The sequence below is a fragment of the Vibrio sp. SCSIO 43132 genome (assembly GCF_019904195.1).
GTDB lineage: Bacteria > Pseudomonadota > Gammaproteobacteria > Enterobacterales > Vibrionaceae > Vibrio > Vibrio nigripulchritudo.
In genome coordinates this window covers 312814-332588 of the sequence record NZ_CP063199.1, presented here as the reverse complement: position 1 = coordinate 332588, position 19775 = coordinate 312814, and the positions used below count along the sequence as shown (strand labels likewise).

Below are 19775 nucleotides of genomic sequence, written 5' to 3'. Positions count from 1 at the left end.
TAGTCAATGGATTATTCGCAGTGAATTCTATAAGCGTAATGAATATCTCCGAGTCACTTCTACCAAATGAAAACCGAACACCAACTGGCTACATTTTTATTGAGCGATTTATCGAGGAAATAACAGGTTTAGTAAACAACTCTATTGATATGACAAGATCACACTTTGAGCCATAAAGAAAAACAGAAGCCAAAAGCTTCTGTTTTAAAGGGAAATGCGAGTTGATGTTAAATCCTGACTTGTTCCAGTACATTTTCTGCGTAGTTTTTGAGGCTTGTGATCCCTATAGTTGGGATATACTCCTCAAGTACTTCAATCGCTTCTGGGTACTGCACTGCCATGTTCCCTAGCAAATCAACCAGTTGCTTAATCACTTGCTGGTTGGTTTCAGCAAATAGGCGCTCTTTGTATACCTGAACAAACTCAGATCTCGGCGTGGTGAAACTCAGACCTGCTGATGCGATTTCTCGAACACGTTCATCTTCAGCTTCCAATGAGCTCAGCAATACAGACTGAGCTTCTGGCGTATTGACGAACCGGAGTGAATTGACGGCCGCATGGCGCACGGATTTATTCTCATGGCTTAAGAAGGGCGTCACCTTGTCTGTTTGGTTCGGTGAACCAATGTTACCAAGCACACTCAGTGAATCAGCAATATCACTCGCGTCTGAAGCCTGACTCAATTCAAGTTCAAACTGTTCATAGAGCTTATTCGCCCTGTCTTCATCTCTGTCCAGTAAGTTATTCGCCATGCTACCCAAAACCAATTTTGCCTGGACTTGATCTTCATGTTTAAAGAGCGTTCGAGACATTGTCTGAACCGCATCAACACTTGCTGGAGTCGGCTCTTTTAGGAACGCAAGCTTTAGCATGATTGCCTGTTGCTTCGATATTGACGAGGTATTGAGTACATCCAGCAGAATTTGCTGAGCTTCAGGTGAGCCAATATTGACCAGAAGTGCACTCAGCATTTGAAAAGACGGATGGCTGGCGTTGTACATCCTCATCCACTCTTCTATCTGAGCCAGCTTTGACGGGTCCAACGCAACCCAGGCACGAAGCTCGAAGAACAACTGAGAGCGCTCTTTATTGCCATAAGACGGCGTTGCGCGCAGACGACCTTTGAAAGTATCAGGATCAGCGTTAGACAAGGTATTTTCATACATTTGAGTCTTCAACAGCGTTTTCTGATAGTGACCAGCCAACGTATCCTGGACGACTTGCCCAACCAAAGCCGTTCTGGTGTCTGCTATTTTTGACTGAGAGAGGTAGTTCAGGCTGAGAGACATGCTCTCTTTCGCCATCAAACGGTTAGCGGAGAAGGTACTTCGTTCTCTGTTAGTTTGAATCTGCTCGATACGCTTAAAGAACCGACTGATCACCACATTCGTGGATTGATTCATACGGACTTGCGGGTTAAGTGCAATATATTCTTTTAAGATCGTCGTATCTAACGTTGGAGAAGAACCTTCCTGCAAGCGGTAACTCACATCGTAATCTGAAGTAAAGTCGCCTTCCACAGTCTGCCAGCTGGCTTTACCGTCGTTGGTAAGTGAAACCTGAAACTGCCCTATCCACTCCTTTAATACAGGAGAGAACTCAGCGAAGTAGCGCTCCTGAAACTCTAAGTCGGATAAAAGACCATCTTTACTCAGAGTACCTGTTGCAACGATGTCTTTCGGCCATACCCAATTCACTTCTTCGTTGATACTGGCTTTAAAAGTGTCTGCATCAAATGAAAATTCCAATTGATAGCCCAATGCATTTTCCTCGATAACATGGATATGCATCTTACCTTTGAAGGCATAATCCACGTTTATCGAAGAGGCAATAAGGTTGGCAGCTTCGGCATACCCCGAAGCATGACCAGATGCATCACTGGTGTACTCTAACCCGTAAGTGTATGTATTACCGGGCTCGAAACGGATCAAGTAGTTTTGCTCCGTTCCTTTGAGATACCCAATCAAAATCAAAGCAACAACCGCTGCCATTGCAGCCAAGTACAGCGTTACCTTTTTTGTCATTCTTTACCAACCTAACTGTTTTTAGTGTAAGAAACCGTGCAGGCTTCTTAGCACATTTGCGTTATCAATTTTTTCTTGCTCAGTGACCGAAGTCGATGAGGTGCCACTAAGCGAACTTACAGGCACGGAATCACTGAAGCTCTCAGCTTCCATATGCCAGTCGGCGGAGTTTCGAGCCATCACACCCTGAGCACGCGATTGCGCCGAGTTGTGATCAATCGTCGCCGCAAGCCAGGATTCATACTGCTCCAGGTTTTGCTTAGCCGATTGGTCATTTAACTGAAACTCTGCACGTTTTTGAGGAAGTAAGGTAACAGATGCACTTTCAAGTTCCTCTTTCAACTTCGAAAACGTATTTTGAATTCGAACCTGAGTCTTAGAGCTATAGTCATTCAGAGCGACATGTCTTTGATACAAATTCACTTTGCCTTTTAACGCATCCGCTTCACGTCGGTCGGTCTGATCGATCAGAGACCCGGTCATCTGAACACCCTGATAACCATACACCAGTTGCCAGTTCATAATAGATTTTGACCATGAATAGCCACCGTAACTATATAAGTTCTTTGACGTACGCTTGGTTCTAATACATGGATAAGGGATCTTTATAAAGCCTATTTTCTTTTTACAGATCTTGATCCACGGATATTCGATGTAGCCACTAATACTCCCATTCATGGCCCTGACTGTCGCATCAGACGTTAAGCTCAATTTAAGATAAGGCTCTCCCGTCTTGGCAAAAAACAAACCTCCTTTCCCACGAAGTGGAGCAGAGAAGTTAAGAACATCAATTGTTCCTCTAGCCCCAGCAGAAAGGACTTTCTTTATCCCTACGGCTCCTTCAGCAAATGCACCGGCTCTTGCTATTGGCATTAACTCGGCGAAGACTTGAGTATAATAAAGTCCCCAATTTAATCTTGCATTTGCACTAGCATATACCCCAACTGAGACATAAACTGGAATCGGTCCTATAGTAAATTGACTGGTTTTACTAAAAGAATAGCTATGACCATCTCCTCCACCAAGAAGATCCGTGCTTTCTTTTATAAGCCAGCTATCTTTTTCTTTTTGCCCATTTTTATCCTTACCATCTTTCTTTTCATGTTTGTTAACCAGCTGATGACCAAGTACTTTTACCAAGACTCTCCCTTCAAGCTTCTCTGGACCAACCTCTGCTGTCGCATATGCACCAACCGCATTATTTTCTTTATTAAATATGTATACGTCCGCTTGCCCTGAAGCAATAGCCCATTGGAGGTCTTCTGACCCGCGAATCTCATAGTATGCAGATGCTTTAGTGCCAGCAATGCTCCGATTACCTAAATCAAAACCAATCCAGTCTTTGCGCTTCTTGAGAGCTAAGTCTTCCCGAGTTGGCGGTTTAAAAGATTCGTTGAAACTAATTGAAGGTACATCTGGGATATCCCAATCAGCAGGAATGCTAAGACCTAAATCCTTAATGGTATTTTTGATGAATTCAGGAGAAGGTAAAGTTAACTTTATTTTTAAACCATCCAGCTCTAAGAATTCTTTTCCCCACTCCATCGCTTTAACCAATGGAGACCAGGTTAATATGCTATCAATGGCTGGTAAATCAAAACCCATTTCTACCAAGGTACTATTGATTTTATCTTCGATATAAGTAATCACTGCCTGAGCATGATTTATTCCAGTTCCAGTTCCAGTTCCAGTTCCAGTTCCAGTTCCAGCATTACCAATAATAGATTGAACTAACCGATCAACATCTACTTCAGTTACTCCATTTACCGTTTTCATTGGCAAATTCATAGCTTCGTAAACTGTATATCCAAGGGCACAAAAGATTTTATTAGTGTTGTTAGCAGCTCGAATGTACTGATCAAATTTAGTTAAATCACCTGATTTTAATCTGTATGGTTTATCTAAAAACTCTTCAAGTTTACCATCCACATGTTCCGCTATATGTCCGTTTAACTTACTAACCAATTTATCCACATCAATTTGAGCACAACTTTTAGGATCGACAGAGTCTAATTTTTGCATCAAATTTTCGTAGGCTTTAATTTCCAATGCATCTAATAACCGCTTTCGAGTTGCTTTAGGATCGTTATATAACTCATATAGGTTTATTGGTAAGTCTTCATACGAATCATCACGCATAGTATACCCATATGGTGTAATCTGAGATTCTATGCTGTTTGTAATCTCAAGATATTCATCTATTGCGATACGCACTTTTTCAGGCTGTGAAGGAATCTTCAAGAGTATGTAGTTTTTACCAGACTGGACAATCAAATCTAAATCATCTTCTGGCTGCTTGTTGGCCCAATCTATAATTTCATTCTCAGTAAACGGGAAAAACTCCTTAGGCTCCAACGTACCGTACACTAGCTTTAGTATTTCTCCACTTGACGGTGCTCCTGCGTTTTGTGCAAACACGGAAGGCACATTAAAGAAAGTGAATAGAGCAAAGAGACAAAGCAGTTTCTTCAATGTAGATATCATTGTGTCACCTCCGAGAAAGGTGCTTGAGGAACGCGAGATAACTGAGCATGCAGATAACGCTGCTGATCAAGCGTCATTTTTTGAATAGCGGTTCTATCCAACCCAATCAAACTTTTCAGTAACGCGCAGTTATATTTCTGGTGGTTTGCCGAAATTTTGCATTGCGGCGCATACCGAGACACGGTGGTTCGATAATTGTTATACAGTGAAATATATGCTCGACGTTTACCAGAAGCTAAGCTGCGCTTGGCGTTGTTATACTGACTATCAATAAAACTAATGCTGGGCTGCTTTAAAGAAGCATCTAAAGGACTATTTAAAATTCGTTCACGATCTTTAAGGTACTTCTTCTCAAATATTAAAAACTTCGCATCTGCAAGAAACCAATTTCGTCTCACTTGAGATCTTATGTAGGACGCTGATGCCGAAGCAGTTTTCTCTGGCTCAGCAACTAAAGCTTGTACTGCAAAAAGTTGCTTCAGTTTAGATAGAGATTGCTCCAACTCAGGAAACTGTAACCTTGAGAGATTAACAATAGACTGCAATACATCATTGGTAAGTAAAAGAGTTTGTTCAAGTCTAGCCATCTTCTCTACAGTGAAGCTGTTGCTAAGATCTTCAAATGCCTCATAGGTAACTGTTACATTGTTGTTTAGTGCTGGAATTGACGCTTTAAACTCAGCGACATAGTCTGCTGGGTACTGAGGAATATCGTTTAACAGTGCCATCCCTCGATTAGCTTTGCTTCTAATTTCATCAGACTCATCTATTACTTTATAAAGCTCATTTAGCAATAGAGAAATTTCACTTTTAAACGCTCCAGCATCAGACTTAGCTAAGCTCTGGTGGTCGCTTAAACGACGCCTTAGGTCGTTCATCTTATTCATCCAAGCATTATGATCGGTATACCAATTTGACACTTGGTCTGACACACCATTTTGTCCTAAATAGTGTTCATCTCTTGCGAGTTTGTATTGACTTAATGATTGTAATATTTGATCAATTCGATAATTGATTTGATTGAGAGACTTTTGCTGACTATCCAACTGTTCAGAGGTTATGTTTGCCGCAATTACATTTCCCTGAAATAGCGTCAATAGCAAAGCCGCTCCAACTAGCCTAACTTTCATGTTATACCCAGTAGAAGTAAAAGTAATATATAAGGAAGCCACTTACAGTTTTGACTGTAAGTGGCCAATTTATTTAAAGCTCTAAGAGCTTCGCCCGAAGCTCACGAATCTTCTTGTTTTCGGCTTCCCGTGCTTTTTCCGCAACAGATAAAGTATGATCAATAACGCGGGAAAGGCTTAATACTTTGTTAGTATTAATTTCCTGCATTCTAGCTATCACTGCTTTAAGCTCATTATTGGTTGAATTCGAATTATTGATATTTTCATTAATTTCAGCTAAATCAATAACAAAATTCCACGTCGCATAGTGAATTCCTGGGTAAGGGTCATAACTATAAATGTCAATCAAACTGTCAAAATCAGGATTGAATAAAGCTTCAACAGCAACCGGCTCTTCGAACCCTTGCTCTTGAGTTAGTTGAGTAGCAAAGAGTTCAAGTTTCTCAAAGTTTGGTAGAGTTAGTTCGTTGCTAGCAGCATCTAACTCCTTAATTGTTATATCCACTAGAGCTGAGGCATACCCATACTTCAAGTCCTTTTTCCAAGCATATCCGTAGTATTCGAAGTTTTTATTCTTATCGAAATTATCTCCGAATATGAAATCTCCGTTGCTATCTACAGCTCTGTATTCTTCTGGTAGAAGCGTCCCATCAAAGAAATGTAAGTTTTGCACCTCCAAAAGGGTTCCCCAAAGAGCTGAAATTTGAGATTTAATTGCATCCTTTATACTCATATCTCCACGAGATATAGTGGCTAATGATTCTCGCTCAACTATTACAGCCTGTGCTTCGGCAACTAATATACTGGCTAATCTTTCTAATTCAGGTATGTACCCTAAATTGTCCGTAATTCCTAAGTGTACCTTCCAGCCCGCTTCGCTGATATCCTGACTGTTAACAACCGTAAACTTTGCAGGGTTAGTACCACATGCGGTAGCAAAATTACTAATCGCTTGAGAACTGAAACCACTTAACCCAGAGTCTGAGTGAACGCCAATCTCTGATAACCTGTCATTTTTGTACACCAAAGGTATTTTCAGGGGCGTTACTCTTGAATTATTTGGACAACTCAGCTCATAGTAGGCTGATGGAATAACCTCTGAGGTAAATTCCTCTCCACTCGCTCCCCAGCGAGATGTCACTCGAGTAGGAAGAGGGGATAAGTTTGTGACTTCAGCTGGTATAAACGTTGTAATATCCCCAACTTGGATCGGAACCAAACCAAGGTTTTTTATAATGCGGTTTTTCTTTTCTATTTCTCGTAGCTCCCCACCAAAACTGGCTTGAGGGACTTTAAACCTTAGATCGACACTTTTTGCCTCTACGCGCAGCTCTTTATTTATACAAGTCTCTATATTTCCGGCTACACGACAATGAGGGCTCCCGCTATAATGCGAAGACTGTTCAAACTGATAAGCGCCACTTCCACAATGAGTTACATTTGCTGTTTTCCCTTCTTGGCGATTAAACGATTGATAAATTTCTGAACAGTTCTGAGTTTTTTTCTCAACCAAGAAGGTTGGCGAACTTTGCCTTACACTTATACTTCCCAACAACTCTAAGTTTTCTGGAAATAATTCCACCGAAGGCTTAGCAGAGGATAAAGTTTTATTTATGGTTGGTGTAATATTCCCACTCACCCAGTCGTCCAAACTGCAAGACCACTGAGCGTGAGCAGGATATTTATTGGCAGGATATTCATCGGGTTTTAGCGTGCATGCGTTAGCAGCGCTAGTGAAAGACACTGCTGAAAGTACCGCTCCGACGGCAAGGTATAAGTTAGATAGTTTCATAGAGCTGATCATCCCTTAATCATTTGATAACTCTGAACAACAGGGCTGCCCTGCTCACACGCTTCAGATATATGAAATTTCACTTTGGTTTGCGTAAACATTGCAGACGCTAGTACCGAAATAGTTTGCTGTTCAGAGGTAGAAACCAGTACCTGATTACCTGCGCAGTCACTTTTAATATTGAGTGCATTCGGCAACACAATTTCGCAATACTCGCTGTCCATAGCGCACTGTATATTGCTGATTTCACTGACATGAGTACCAGCGGCATTCACTCCTACGGAAAACAAAGCAAGACTGAGAAGAGTTTTGAGTCTCATACTCCCCCCTTACTTAACGCTTTTGCGCGCAAGTACATTAAAAGAAGCCAGTTCAGGCAGGGCGTTATAACAAGCGTTGGAAAGTTCGATCTCAACCTGATGGTTAGTCATCATGGCAGATGAGAGCAGCGCTACAGCTAGCTTTCCTTGCTCGTTATCAGATTCCCATGTGATTTGGTTGGCAGTACATTCAGCCGGACCCACCTGTTCTAAATTCAAGGTCAAAGAACAACGGTTAGTTGCCTGATCGCACCCCAGGCTTTGAATGGATGCTGGTGGAAGACTCTGAGCCATCGCGGCTGTTCCAAATAAGGACAACCCCAACGCGATAAATAACTTATGTTTCATTTCTAAACCTATGTACGTTGTTAATGAATTTCCATGAACGTCGAATTTGAGCCAGTGCTTAAAACCATCTGCCGAGCTTCTTTCGAAGTGTTCACGGATTTTTTAATAGGTAGGTACTGGCTAATTAAATGACATGCCAGTCAATATGCATATCAATCAATATCTTATGCTAACTTATAATTCTTGGTCGATATATGGACACCAAACAGTGATTCATAGGATTCTGATGCATATCACTATTTTGAATATTCTCTTGTCAGCTTATAAATATCTTGTCTGCTATTTAGGTATAAGAAATTGATTAAAGATAAAATTTGGTTATCGAGGTGTAGAAAAAATGAAGAAAGCCAGCATTACGCTGGCTTGTGTTTACAAATCGTTTTACAACTAACTGGCTCGGTTAAACTCAGCCATATTGTGTGGCTGCCAAGGAGAGTTGACCGACTTCGGCTGGAGCTGCATTCGCCACAATTCGCGTTTTCCGATAAAGGCTTCCGCTCCCATCAGTGTTGAATGATTATTTACCAGTAACAGGTCGCCTTCTTGAATTTGATGTCGGGTTTGTAATCGTTCATCACCACATATCTGGTTCATACGATTTTCCAAAGGAGCGATCTGGTCGTAAGTTGGCGAAGCGACAATCTCTGCATTGATGGAAAAGAGAATTTCTGACTGAGCATGCTCACCTTCGCTTTGAGCCCAGCGTACAACATCCTGTTTACTCCATGGGCACTGGGTAACCAATGGGTAAACCATAGATTCCGGCTCTGGATGTTGAGTCTGAGGGGAATAACAAAGTGAGGTATTTCGTAGGGCTTCCCGCTCAAGACCGTGAACACTGATCGCAGCAAGAGCGGCATCCACTGAAATGATGGCGCCAACCCCATCGTGTTGTTGGTTTGAGTGACAACGGCAGTACAAGATGAATTCGTCTGGAGTGTAATCTTCGTAACGGTATTTATCCTGATTCACTCCCATGTATGAAGGCGGACACATCAAATTCCAGTGAAGCGGCAACGCAGCGTGCTCGGTATGTTGAGATGCCATGATTTGAACCTGTCCAAATTGCCAGGGAATAGCAGAGCCTCGCTCACAGTACCAGTTTTCCATTTCGGTAGGTTCACTGAACTCGTCGAACCCGCGCAACGTGACTGTGCCAAACTCTTTCATCAGGTGGCGTAGCTCTTTTTGATTGAGTACACTCACAGGCAAGTCGGCTGTATTGCTTTCAAGAACTAAACCGGACTTTTCATGGTAAAGCGTGGCAGAAAGCTGCTTGAGCTGATGAGCCATTTCCTCTGTTCTGGCTGATAATTTCAGATAACACCACGCTCTCTCTTGATGCATCACAGGAATGATCACCCCGCGACTGTTCAAATGTTTTTCTCGCGAATCAACCACGAACTTTCCTGTTGTCGAATCAAACATCATGGTGCTGTGCCAGGGCGTTTTGAACTGCTTTTCTTCGAAAAGAAACAAGGAGTATTTTTTGCCTACCATTGGGTGTTCATGAATGCTCAAGCGTATACAATCACCGAAATTCGCTTGCAGAAAACTATCCAGTGCTTTGCCTTGAACCATCATGCCTTTCGCTATTTCAGCCAAACGCTGACGACGAGATTTGTACGAGTATTTAGACAAAACATGCTTCTGGTCTTGGTTCATAAATTTCTTCAAACCCAGATAGGTGTTGTTCATTTTGTTGTTGCGCAGTTTGAGCTCTGCAAAATTCTGCTCGTAGCTAGGGTCACCAAATTTATCTTTCAGTCCTCTGAAATACTGATCGTCTGTCAGCCCGTCAAAAGCTTCAAAATGCTCGAAATTAACGATCTTTAGATAGTCTCTGCAATTCATGCTTTCGACCATCTTTCTTAACTCATCCGAGTATTCGTAATGATGCTCAAGGTCGACTGAGATGTAATCTGAAAACGTATGGTAATCAGAGAAGATGTAAAAAGTGACACCCGGTTTATACACTGCTTGAATGTCGCGGATGGCTTTCACGAATTTTCGCAGTACTAAGTACTCCCCCATATCCGGTTTGTGCCCCAGAACTTTGTCCAGGTTGTTGGTTTTACACGGGAAAGCAGGAAGAAGCAGTTTTATCTGACCGTCATTCGCAACATAATCGCGTATCTGCTGTTTAAGCTTAACCAACCCCTGAAAGCTGGCATCGGTTTGTGCAAGTAATTGGTTGAGCAAAATAAAGGATATATTTTCCACGCATTGCTCACGTTGAATATCTAGCATAACTAACCCTTAAAATATATTTAAGACTTAAATTTGATGAGAATTTAATTTCAGATATATTCAACATTCAATAAATAACATGATAATAATTAGAACCTTTCTATTATTTACAAGTCATTAATTTAGACATGAATATATTTAGCTAATGGTTATTATTGAATAGTCAGATTGACCATTGTTCTAATAATATTTCGACGTTTTCTAATGGCGTTATAGATTCAATATAACCATCCGGGCGAATAAGTATCGCATTACCTTGATAATGTGCGTCTCTAGCCCAAAATCTTCCATTGCCTTTTTGATTATGAATCGCTAAGACTTGAACCCAGGCAGGGATATTTTTTAGCAGCTCGTCGCTCTGCCCTATCAAGAGCAGGGTGAATTTGGTGTAGTCCAGTAGGCTGTACAACCGTGTTTTGCTCTCTCCATCAAAGACTTCAAAATCAAAGACACGTGACCCTTCAATCCCAGATTCCCCATAGCGAATCCCCATCCCAGTAATATTACCAGCACGCTTTTCGACAATTTTTACATAGTCCTGCGCATGGGTTCCGGTGTCTGAGTATTTGGTGGAACGTACTAATTCCCCAGAACTGTCAATCACACTGCGAGCTACAGGCTGGCGTTCACTTTCATAGCTTGTTAACAGATCTTCAGAAGTATGATTATTAAGCACCATATTAAGCTTCCACATTAGATTAAACGCGTCCGCCAATCCGGTATTCAGCCCTTGCCCCCCATTGACCGAGTGAATGTGACTGGCATCGCCTGCCAGGAATACTCGGTCATTCACAATGAATTTCTCTGCTACCGATTCTTTCACCGTGAATTGTGAAAACCAGACAACCTCTTGAAAACTCAGCGTATGCGGTGACATCGCCCGGTTTATCTTGGCAATGGCTTCTTCCATGGTGAAGTCTTTGGTATCCATACGAATATAGAATCGGTCAATGTCACCTTCTCTCGGGATCCAGGCTACATCCGACGTTTCAGCCTGAAATACGATGATCTCAGGCACTTTTGGAAAGTCTGTTTCCAGAACGCCGTCGATCACCGCCCAAATAATCTGTGGCCGCACAATTTCGAACGGCACTTTAAAGTGATTACGCACAAAGGATTGTGAACCATCGGCTCCAATCACATAACGAGACCGGATAGTTTCACCATTGGTGAGTGTGGTCAGGCAGCCATCTTCGTCTGTTTTGATGTTTTCAATTGACGTAGAGCGCATGACTCCTTGCTTCATAGCTGTCAGATTTTTATCTAAAAGCTGCTCCACAAAAGACTGCCCAAGCATTAAAAAATGCTTGTGAAAGCACCCTTCCAATTCTTCCCACCAAGAGGACTGGCGAGATACAAACTCACCATTCGCCCACACTGAACTGGTGTTACATGGCTTGCCTAATGGATACAGATCATCAAACAAGTTTACGATTTCCAGAAGTTGTAGCGTACGGGCATTCAATGCATCTGCACGACCAACTTGAAGCGGAGCGTCAGACTTATCAACCACCACTGAGCTGAGCCCGCACTGCTGCGCCAGATAGTGACACATGAGCCCCACAGGTCCTGCGCCAACGATCATTATGTCTGTCTGTTTGGTCATTGATACGACTCCAGGCTTGGGTTATCAAACGGGGGATTGCTCAGTACCTGAACACGTCGAATGTGGCGTGGCGATTGAGAAATAAAGGCTTCACGACCATGCAGCAAGTTAAAGTTATCGGTAATCACGATGTCACCGGTTTGCCATTCATGAGCATAAAAGTTTTGAGGGTCGTAAAGGGCTTCTCGAAGAGTCTGATGGAAGTACTCGACTTCCTCTTGAGTAATACCAGTGAACTGGGTATCAGGTGGATTAAGGAGGTCGCCTCTCTCTTCGAAATGCGGTTCGTTGTAGCGGATAACTAGATGCTCTTGCAGCGGGTGTTTGGTAATAATCGGGGAAACGGTTCGGCTATTGTAAAACTCCATTTTTCGTTCGTAATTACCAATGACTTTCTTCCAAAACTCGACGTGTTCTTCCGGCGCATTTTCAAGTGCCATAATGGTGTTCGTGAACGTTGTTCTACCACCTTGTCCGGGCTTAGGTGCCTGCACACACTGAAAGATTTGATATTCAGGCACCTGTTGTCGATACATACCATCCCAGTGAAGCGGCATGTAACTGCTGTCAAAAATATGGTCGCCAGGATCATCTTTCTGAATCAAATCCAGCACTTTCCCGAATGGCCAGATACTGATTTCCCCCCATCCTTCACAATAATCCGCAAAATCATCGGACTCTTCGAAGGTTTCAAAGCCTCTTAATAAAACCAGTTGCCTTTGTTTGAACAAATCACGCATCTTTTCAATATTCAGATCTTTTACACTGGTATTTTTGCTTATGGGTTCAACGATGACACCAAATGGTTCGAGAGGAGTTATTTTGTAATTCATAATTATTTACCTTTGTAGGGTTCGGTTATCCATTTATTTATCTATGGAAAGTACCATTGGGAATTAATTACTAAATCCTAATTTACAGCGTGAAAATATTTACAAAAATTTTGATTTTGGATCGTTGACATTGCATGACATATATTTAAGGCACAGAGAATAAGGAAGTAAGATCTCATTAATTAAAAATTCAATCTCTCCTTCGTCGATATTATTTATTTTTTTGAAACCAAAGACGCTTCTCTATATCCAAATATCGTATTCATTATTTTCATAAATGTGGGTTTTGACTAGATAACAAAATAAGAACCAAAAGTTACCGATAAAGGAACAATCATGTTGAATGAATTAAAACGTATAGCGATATTCAACAAAGTCGTGGAGTGTGGCTCTTTTACGATGGCAGGCGAATCCCTCGGCTTAGCGAAATCCAAGGTCAGTGAGCAGATAACGTCTTTAGAGTCGACATTAAACGTCCGCTTATTGCATCGCACCACGCGCAAAATCAACCTCACTACCGAAGGCATTACATTTTATCAATACAGTAGCGGGCTGCTAAAAGTTGCGGAGGAGGCTTTTAGTTCAATTAATCACTTAGCTTCTGAAGTGTGTGGCACCATTCGAATTGGTACGACGATAGACGTTGGCTCTTTCGTGCTCACGCCCCTGCTTTCAAAGTTTTCGGAGCAATACCCGAACGTGGTGTTTGATATTCAGCTGGACGATGGTGTGCAAGATCCTGTGGAAGCCAATCTGGACATCGTACTCAGGATAGGCGAACTCACCGCTTCTTCATTGGTCGGCAGAGTGTTGGCTCCATTTGAGCTGGGTGTGTATGCCAGCCAGGATTATCTCAGCAAAGCACCGCCGATTCGCCAATTGCAGGACATTGAAAAACACAATTGGGTCTGCCTGACCCGCTCAAATCTGCCTAATGACATACTTCCACTCACTAGCGGCTCTGGCGACATTCACCGGGTTAAAACCCACCCAAAACATATATGTAATGCCCCACTGGGATCGATGTCGATGGTGCAGCAGGGTATGGGAATTGGTCTGATTGCTAACTTCCTGGTCGAGGAAGTGAACGACCCGACACTAGTGCGGCTGTTTCCGGACTTTTATCAAAAAGGTCCGACAATGAATATTCTGTATCCGAGTCGTAAAAATCTGGCTCCTAGAGTCAGGCTATTCATCGATTATCTGATCGAAAAAATACAGCCTCAATAACAAAAAAAGCCAGCATTCGCTGGCTTTTACATAAGAGGAACTCGGATTATTTACGACGACGCCATAATCCCAGACCAAACAGTGCCATCAAACCAGCAAAGCCGACAGAAGCGCCTCGCATGTTCAGATCCAAGACAGCTGGGTCATGATCTGAAGAGCGGAAGTGATCCTCATACTTAGGAAAATCACCTTTGAACTCATTGTTGTAATCAAACAATGTGGATTCACCACCATTGATGTGCCAGTCGGTCGCATCAACCACTTTCTTCTTCAGGCTCTTACTGATCAGCAGATGATCTAGTGCGCCCACTTCGTCATTAAACGAGTAGCTCCAGCTGTTCGGATGCTTCATCTCTACTGCGTTGATGTAACCATAGTTCTGGTTGATCACCGCACCAGCATCACCAAACTGCTCGCTGTCACCGATGACGGTATTACGCGCGGCTTTGATCTCTTTGCCGTATTTCTCTTGCGAGTAATCGGTCAGCACCAACAGCGGATCTTCTTTCCCGTAAGCATTCAGATCGCCCAAGATCACTTTGTGACCTTTGATCTCTTTCATCGCGTCACCAAGCGCGACCGCTGCAGCCACACGGAATGCTTCACAGGAACCTTGTTTGTCGACATCCACACCGCCCTGACCGCCTTGGTCTACCGGCGCAGCGTCTTCCCAGCATTTCGAACCTTTCGATTTGAAGTGGTTTACTGCAATGGTGATTTTCTCTTTCGTGCCTTTCACTTTAAAGGTCGGCGCGAAGCTGTCACGCTGGAAGTTCTTACCGTCTTCAATCACTTTACCGTCATCATCCAGTACAGGTGGTGCATCCTGACGAGGCATAGGGATAACGCGAGTTTTCTTCAGTTTCACTTTCGCGCTGCGGTAAATCACACCGGTAGTGATGGCATCCGTACCTACGTAATCCATCTCGTCAATCGTGCCGTCTTCGTTAGTATCCAGAGAAACAAACTGGTACTGCTTGTGTTTCTTGTCGATGTTTTTATTCAACTCTTCAACAAGCTGACGAATCGCCGCACCCTGACCGAAGCCATTGTTTTCAATTTCCATCAAGCCGATGATGTCCGCATCCAAACGCAGGATAGCGTCAACAATCTTGGCTTGCTGAACCTCAAACTCACCTGGTTTGTTGGCACCACGGTTTTGACCTCGTGGGTTTTGGTCACCACCTTGTGGAGAGTTGAAGTAGTTCAGTACATTGAACGTAGCAATGCGCAAATCACCGCCGCGTTTCAGCTTAGGTTTTTCTGTGCGCGGATCGTTGTGTACAAAGTTGTCATCGTTCAGAGTGTTGGTCGCGATAAGGCGATAATCACCGAAGCTGTAAGAGACCACCCCTTCCAGACCGACTACGGAATCATCAATACGGATGTAGTCTTCGGTAGAGCCATCCTGATCAACGTCTGTACGACCAAAATCTGGGTAATAAGGGATTACGCCACTTGGCGCTTTGGCATCTGACTCGACGAATAAACGGCGATGAGCATTTTCTTCCGCCTGCGCTTTCGCTTCGTCAGAACCTGCCACGTTGTTCTGGTTTGGCTGCATATTTGGACGACCCTGCGCCAGTACCATGTTGTTGCGACGCGCGGCATAATCAAAGCCAAAGGTGCGGGTGACGCGCATATCCAGCTCTTGCGAAGTTTTCACCAGCATGCCTTCGTAACGCTCTAACGTTTCATCGAAGTTTGCGTCAGATTCGGCAATTTGCATCGCTACTGCTTCAGGCGCTGTCGTTTCACTTTGCTTAACGTAGTTGCCGTCTTCCACTTTCAGTTGGGTCAGATTGTAGAACTCTTGGACTTTACCGCGTGCACATACCACATCACCTGGTTGCAGGTTGATGCTGGTTTCGCCAGTGTAAACAAACAGACCTTCAGACGTATTCGGGTTGCTGTCGTCGGTTTCTGCCTGCAGGTAGAAGCCTTTGGTCAACCCAGTGGTTACTGCACTGACAACACCACGGACAAAATACTCGTCGTCGGTGATGTATGGGTAACCGTTAATGAATGGCGATGTCGCGCCTTCACCCTGAATTTCCTGAATTGAAGTAAAGCTTGGAGCGCGCCCGTCTACCGTACAGTTAAAGACGACCGGAGGTGTACCTCCATCCAACTCGCCCAAGCCTTCAATATTGTCTTTACCCAATACCGTCCACTGGCTTGCAACGTAAGTTGACGAAGGGGTTAAGCTGTCCGAATTTCGCACCAGCGTTTTGTCTTTAGCGAAGTCAACGTCCCCCATCACACCGATGATGTCATGGACGGAGTTGTCAGAATTCAGCAAGGCTACTGGGTCATCACCATTGAAATTGACCACAGAACCGTTGTTCTCGTCGGTTACGGCTTGAATCGCCGCGTTCGCACTAGGGTGAGAGATTACCAGAACGTCATTGGCTGCGATGGTTTTCCCATCGAGCGACAGTGTCTGAGTCCACGAACCTCCACCATTTGTTGATTTAGCAAGCTGAAAGCCATTCAGGCTGACTTCCACATTACTCGTATTTGCAATCTCGATAGCTTTGTTAAAGCTACCACCTTCAACGTATTGGGAGAGCACGACATCTGCAAATGCGGGTGTGGAGAGAGCACCACTAATAGCAAGCGCAAGGAATGTCCTTGTTGTTTTGGTTTCCATTGTCCACCTCTTGTCACTAAGGATGTGTCGACCGCTTTCATCCGTAGCAGTTCTTTGTCACAAAATTGGAATGTTGCTGGCTCCAGCAACGTGCGAAGTGTTTACCTTTTATGTAACTGACAAAAGCGTTTACCCATTCAATCGAGACACCTATCGCATTGTTAGAGTAAATACTTGAATCAACCCCTAAATTTCAACAGAAACGGTAACTAGCCCATATGACAATTGCAGGAATGATTGATGAAGTTTATGTGTGGACTTGGAAGAGAATCAGAATTGAGAAATTAGAAGGGAAAAGTAGAGAGCAAGGAGAATTAAAAAAGAATAGAAAATTGAGAGAGCAGACAGCAAAAAGCCCTCGGAAATTTCCGAGGGCTCAGGGTAACCAGATATAGTTTAAAGGTCGGTTGACCCTATGGACGCGCTACAAAACCCACCGCTTTGTACACTTGTTTTAGTGTTTCAGCAGCACGGGCAGACGCTTTTTCAGCCCCTTGCTTCATTACGCTGTCCATGTAAGCGCGATCTTCACGAATGCGCTTGTATTCAGCTTGGATCGGTTCCAGCATCGCAACCAACGCTTCGCCCACATCTTTCTTGAACGGACCGTACATTTCAACGCCCTGATATTTCGCTTCAATCTCTTCGAAGCTCATACCTGTTGCTGCAGAGTACAGCCCCATCAGGTTAGAAATACCCGCTTTGTTTTCAATGTCGTGCGCAATACGCGGCGGGGTCTCTGTGTCAGTTTGTGCTTTGTTGACCTTCTTCAGAATCGACTTCGGATCTTCTAGCAGAGTGATTACGTTCTTGCGGTTGTCGTCAGACTTAGACATCTTCTTCGTTGCATCCTGCAGGCTCATAACTCGCGCATTAACCTTAGGAATGTACGGCTCAGGAACAGTAAAGATCGGCTGCTCCGGGCTGTAGATGTTATTGAAACGAGTCGCGATGTCGCGCGCCAGCTCTAAGTGCTGCTTTTGATCGTTTCCGACAGGCACCTGATGCGCGCCATAAATCAGAATATCGGCAGCCATCAATACCGGGTAGCCAAACAAGCCAGCATTTACGTCGTTCGCATAACGCTTCGACTTGTCTTTGAACTGAGTCATACGGCTCAGCTCGCCCATTTGGGTGTAGCAGTTAAGGACCCACCCCAGTTGAGCATGCTCAGGTACGTGTGACTGAACGAATAGCGTGCTCTTTTTCGGATCAACACCAACAGCCAGACAGATAGCCAGTGCGTCGAGTGTCGCTTCATGCAATGCTTTCGGGTCCTGACGAACCGTGATCGCATGAAGGTCTACTACGCAGTACTGACAATCGTACTCGTCTTGCATTTGTTGCCATTGACGTAGAGCACCCAAGTAGTTACCGATACTTAGTTCACCTGACGGTTGAACACCACTCAATACGATGGGTTTGCTCATGAGGATGGTTTCCTTGCTAAATTCAAATGGATATAAAAAGACGCATACCCTATCAGGGCATGCGTCTAAGCAGTGTACTCATTGATGAGTAATTTACTAGTGCAAACGCAGTATTTCGTTACGAATACTCGGTGACTGGCACAATATTCAAAATTTCGGCAATGTTGTCTGCAACAAAATCCGGATTCGCGTTCGAAATTGGCTCGCCATGGTTGTAACCATAGGTCAGAGCAAACGAATGGCATCCGGCATTTTGCGCCGCAAGAATGTCATTTTTTGAGTCGCCCACCATCAGCATTTCTTCTGCCTTTACTCCATGCTTCTCAAGCAACCAGTTCAGCGCAACTGGGTTAGGTTTTTTCTCTGGGAAAGCATCGCCGCCTAACACGTCTGAGAACAACTCTGTCATCTGATGTTGCTCCAACACTTCGGGCACGAATTTGGAAGGCTTATTAGTCACCAAAGCTAGTGTGTAGCCAGACTGCTTTAGTGCCACTAACGTTTCTCGAACATTATCGTAAAGGTGGCTAAGTTTATGGCCGCCCTGCTCGTAGAAATCATCAAATTTGGCGCGTGCATCCTGAATGGTTTCAGGAGACAGGTTCGAATCGATTTTAATGTTCTGGGATAACGCGCGTGAGATAAGTACATCAGCGCCATTACCCACCCAGTCTCTGACTTGTTCTTCGGTCACTGAAGCGAAGCCCATCGCCTGTACCGCCTGATCAGCGGCGACTGCCAAATCCGGCACACTGTCTAGCAGCGTTCCATCTAAATCAAAGGCAATCAGCTTGATTCCATTTAAAGACATATTTTTCTCTATTCCTAAAAAAGTGATGCAGTGCCTGAGCACTGCATTCAATCTACGTAATCTGACCGCTTAACGGTTCACTTTGGCGAGCTCACCGCGCATTTCTTCAATCACAGCTTGGTAATCCGGCTTATCAAAGATGGCGCTTCCCGCAACAAACATATCCGCACCGGCTTCTGCGATTTCTCGGATGTTTTCGACTTTCACGCCGCCGTCGACTTCAAGGCGAATATCGCGACCAGAAGCATCGATGCGTTTGCGTACTTCGCGTAGCTTATCCAAAGTATTAGGAATGAAAGACTGACCACCAAAACCTGGGTTCACTGACATCAAAAGAATCAAGTCGATCTTGTCCATGATGTAATCCAGATGATGAAGAGGTGTAGCAGGGTTAAACACCACGCCTGCTTTACAGCCGTGCTCTTTGATCAACTGTAGAGAGCGATCAATGTGATTGGTTGCTTCAACATGGAAAGTAATCATCGATGCGCCCGCTTTCGCGAAATCTGGGATGAGTCGGTCGACTGGTGTACACATTAAATGTACGTCGATAGGCGCTGTAATGCCGTAATCGCGTAGCGCTTTACAAATAGGAGCACCGAAAGTCAGGTTTGGCACATAATGGTTATCCATTACGTCAAAATGGACCACATCCGCGCCTGCCGCGAGTACTTTTTCTACGTCCTCACCCAGACGAGCAAAGTCCGCAGAAAGAATGGAAGGAGCGATTAGAAAGTCTGACATACCTGACCTCAATATAAGAATTTCGAGTAATAATTGCTCGCAATTTTACATAAGCGTAAGTCCAAATCCTAGCAATTTCAGAATCGCTTGGATTCATTCCACCTAGTTCAAGCATTTTAA

General features: G+C 43.8%; 14 protein-coding genes. 1 reads left to right on the top strand and 13 read right to left on the bottom strand.

Translation table 11 applies throughout. The features are described from left to right. Window positions 1-227 precede the first annotated feature (227 nt). The 9 genes from INR79_RS01455 to INR79_RS01415 form a co-directional block, all read right to left on the bottom strand. On the bottom strand, window positions 228-2024 hold the full coding sequence (locus INR79_RS01455) for a HEAT repeat domain-containing protein (protein ID WP_223095727.1): 1797 nt from the start codon (window positions 2022-2024) through the stop codon (window positions 228-230). Between the two features lie 21 nt (window positions 2025-2045). Next, entirely contained in the window at window positions 2046-4508 is a 2463-nt protein-coding gene (locus INR79_RS01450; RefSeq protein ID WP_223095725.1) for a hypothetical protein, read from the bottom strand. After that, window positions 4505-5638: a hypothetical protein gene (locus INR79_RS01445; protein ID WP_223095723.1), complete on the bottom strand. Its 1134-nt coding sequence runs from the start codon at window positions 5636-5638 to the stop codon at window positions 4505-4507. Before INR79_RS01445 ends, INR79_RS01450 begins: the two co-directional genes overlap by 4 nt. A 73-nt stretch (window positions 5639-5711) precedes the next feature. After that, on the bottom strand, window positions 5712-7430 hold the full coding sequence (locus INR79_RS01440) for a hypothetical protein (RefSeq protein WP_223095721.1): 1719 nt from the start codon (window positions 7428-7430) through the stop codon (window positions 5712-5714). A gap of 8 nt (window positions 7431-7438) precedes the next feature. Continuing rightward, window positions 7439-7750: a hypothetical protein gene (locus INR79_RS01435; protein WP_022551962.1), complete on the bottom strand. Its 312-nt coding sequence runs from the start codon at window positions 7748-7750 to the stop codon at window positions 7439-7441. Window positions 7751-7759: 9 nt separating this feature from the next. Then, the gene (locus INR79_RS01430) at window positions 7760-8098 is read right to left on the bottom strand and encodes a hypothetical protein (protein WP_223095719.1); all 339 of its coding nucleotides are present in this window, start codon (window positions 8096-8098) and stop codon (window positions 7760-7762) included. 387 nt (window positions 8099-8485) lie between these two features. Then, window positions 8486-10348 carry an L-tyrosine/L-tryptophan isonitrile synthase family protein gene (locus INR79_RS01425; RefSeq protein ID WP_223095717.1) on the bottom strand — a complete coding sequence of 621 codons (1863 nt, stop codon included), beginning with the start codon at window positions 10346-10348 and terminating at the stop codon, window positions 8486-8488. A gap of 163 nt (window positions 10349-10511) precedes the next feature. Then, a complete protein-coding gene (locus INR79_RS01420; protein WP_223095715.1) occupies window positions 10512-11954 on the bottom strand; it encodes an FAD-binding protein in 1443 nt (480 codons plus the stop codon). Continuing rightward, the gene (locus INR79_RS01415) at window positions 11951-12787 is read right to left on the bottom strand and encodes a TauD/TfdA dioxygenase family protein (RefSeq protein ID WP_223095713.1); all 837 of its coding nucleotides are present in this window, start codon (window positions 12785-12787) and stop codon (window positions 11951-11953) included. Before INR79_RS01415 ends, INR79_RS01420 begins: the two co-directional genes overlap by 4 nt. Before the next feature lie 336 nt (window positions 12788-13123). Between INR79_RS01415 and INR79_RS01410 the strand changes: the two genes are divergently transcribed. Continuing rightward, the gene (locus tag INR79_RS01410) at window positions 13124-14017 is read left to right on the top strand and encodes a LysR family transcriptional regulator (protein ID WP_223095711.1); all 894 of its coding nucleotides are present in this window, start codon (window positions 13124-13126) and stop codon (window positions 14015-14017) included. A gap of 46 nt (window positions 14018-14063) precedes the next feature. On the opposite strand, the gene INR79_RS01405 is transcribed toward INR79_RS01410, so the two are convergent. From INR79_RS01405 to rpe, 4 genes are all read right to left on the bottom strand, one after another. After that, complete coding sequence (locus tag INR79_RS01405) at window positions 14064-16670, bottom strand: ExeM/NucH family extracellular endonuclease (RefSeq protein WP_223095709.1); 2607 nt, start codon at window positions 16668-16670, stop codon at window positions 14064-14066. A 413-nt stretch (window positions 16671-17083) separates the two neighbouring features. Next, complete coding sequence (gene trpS / locus INR79_RS01400) at window positions 17084-18100, bottom strand: tryptophan--tRNA ligase (protein WP_022551969.1); 1017 nt, start codon at window positions 18098-18100, stop codon at window positions 17084-17086. Window positions 18101-18218: 118 nt separating this feature from the next. Beyond that, window positions 18219-18911, bottom strand: coding sequence for a phosphoglycolate phosphatase (locus INR79_RS01395; protein ID WP_223095707.1), 693 nt, complete (start codon window positions 18909-18911; stop codon window positions 18219-18221). Window positions 18912-18980: 69 nt separating this feature from the next. Further along, entirely contained in the window at window positions 18981-19655 is a 675-nt protein-coding gene (gene rpe, locus INR79_RS01390) for a ribulose-phosphate 3-epimerase (protein ID WP_004405318.1), read from the bottom strand. Window positions 19656-19775: the final 120 nt, after the last annotated feature.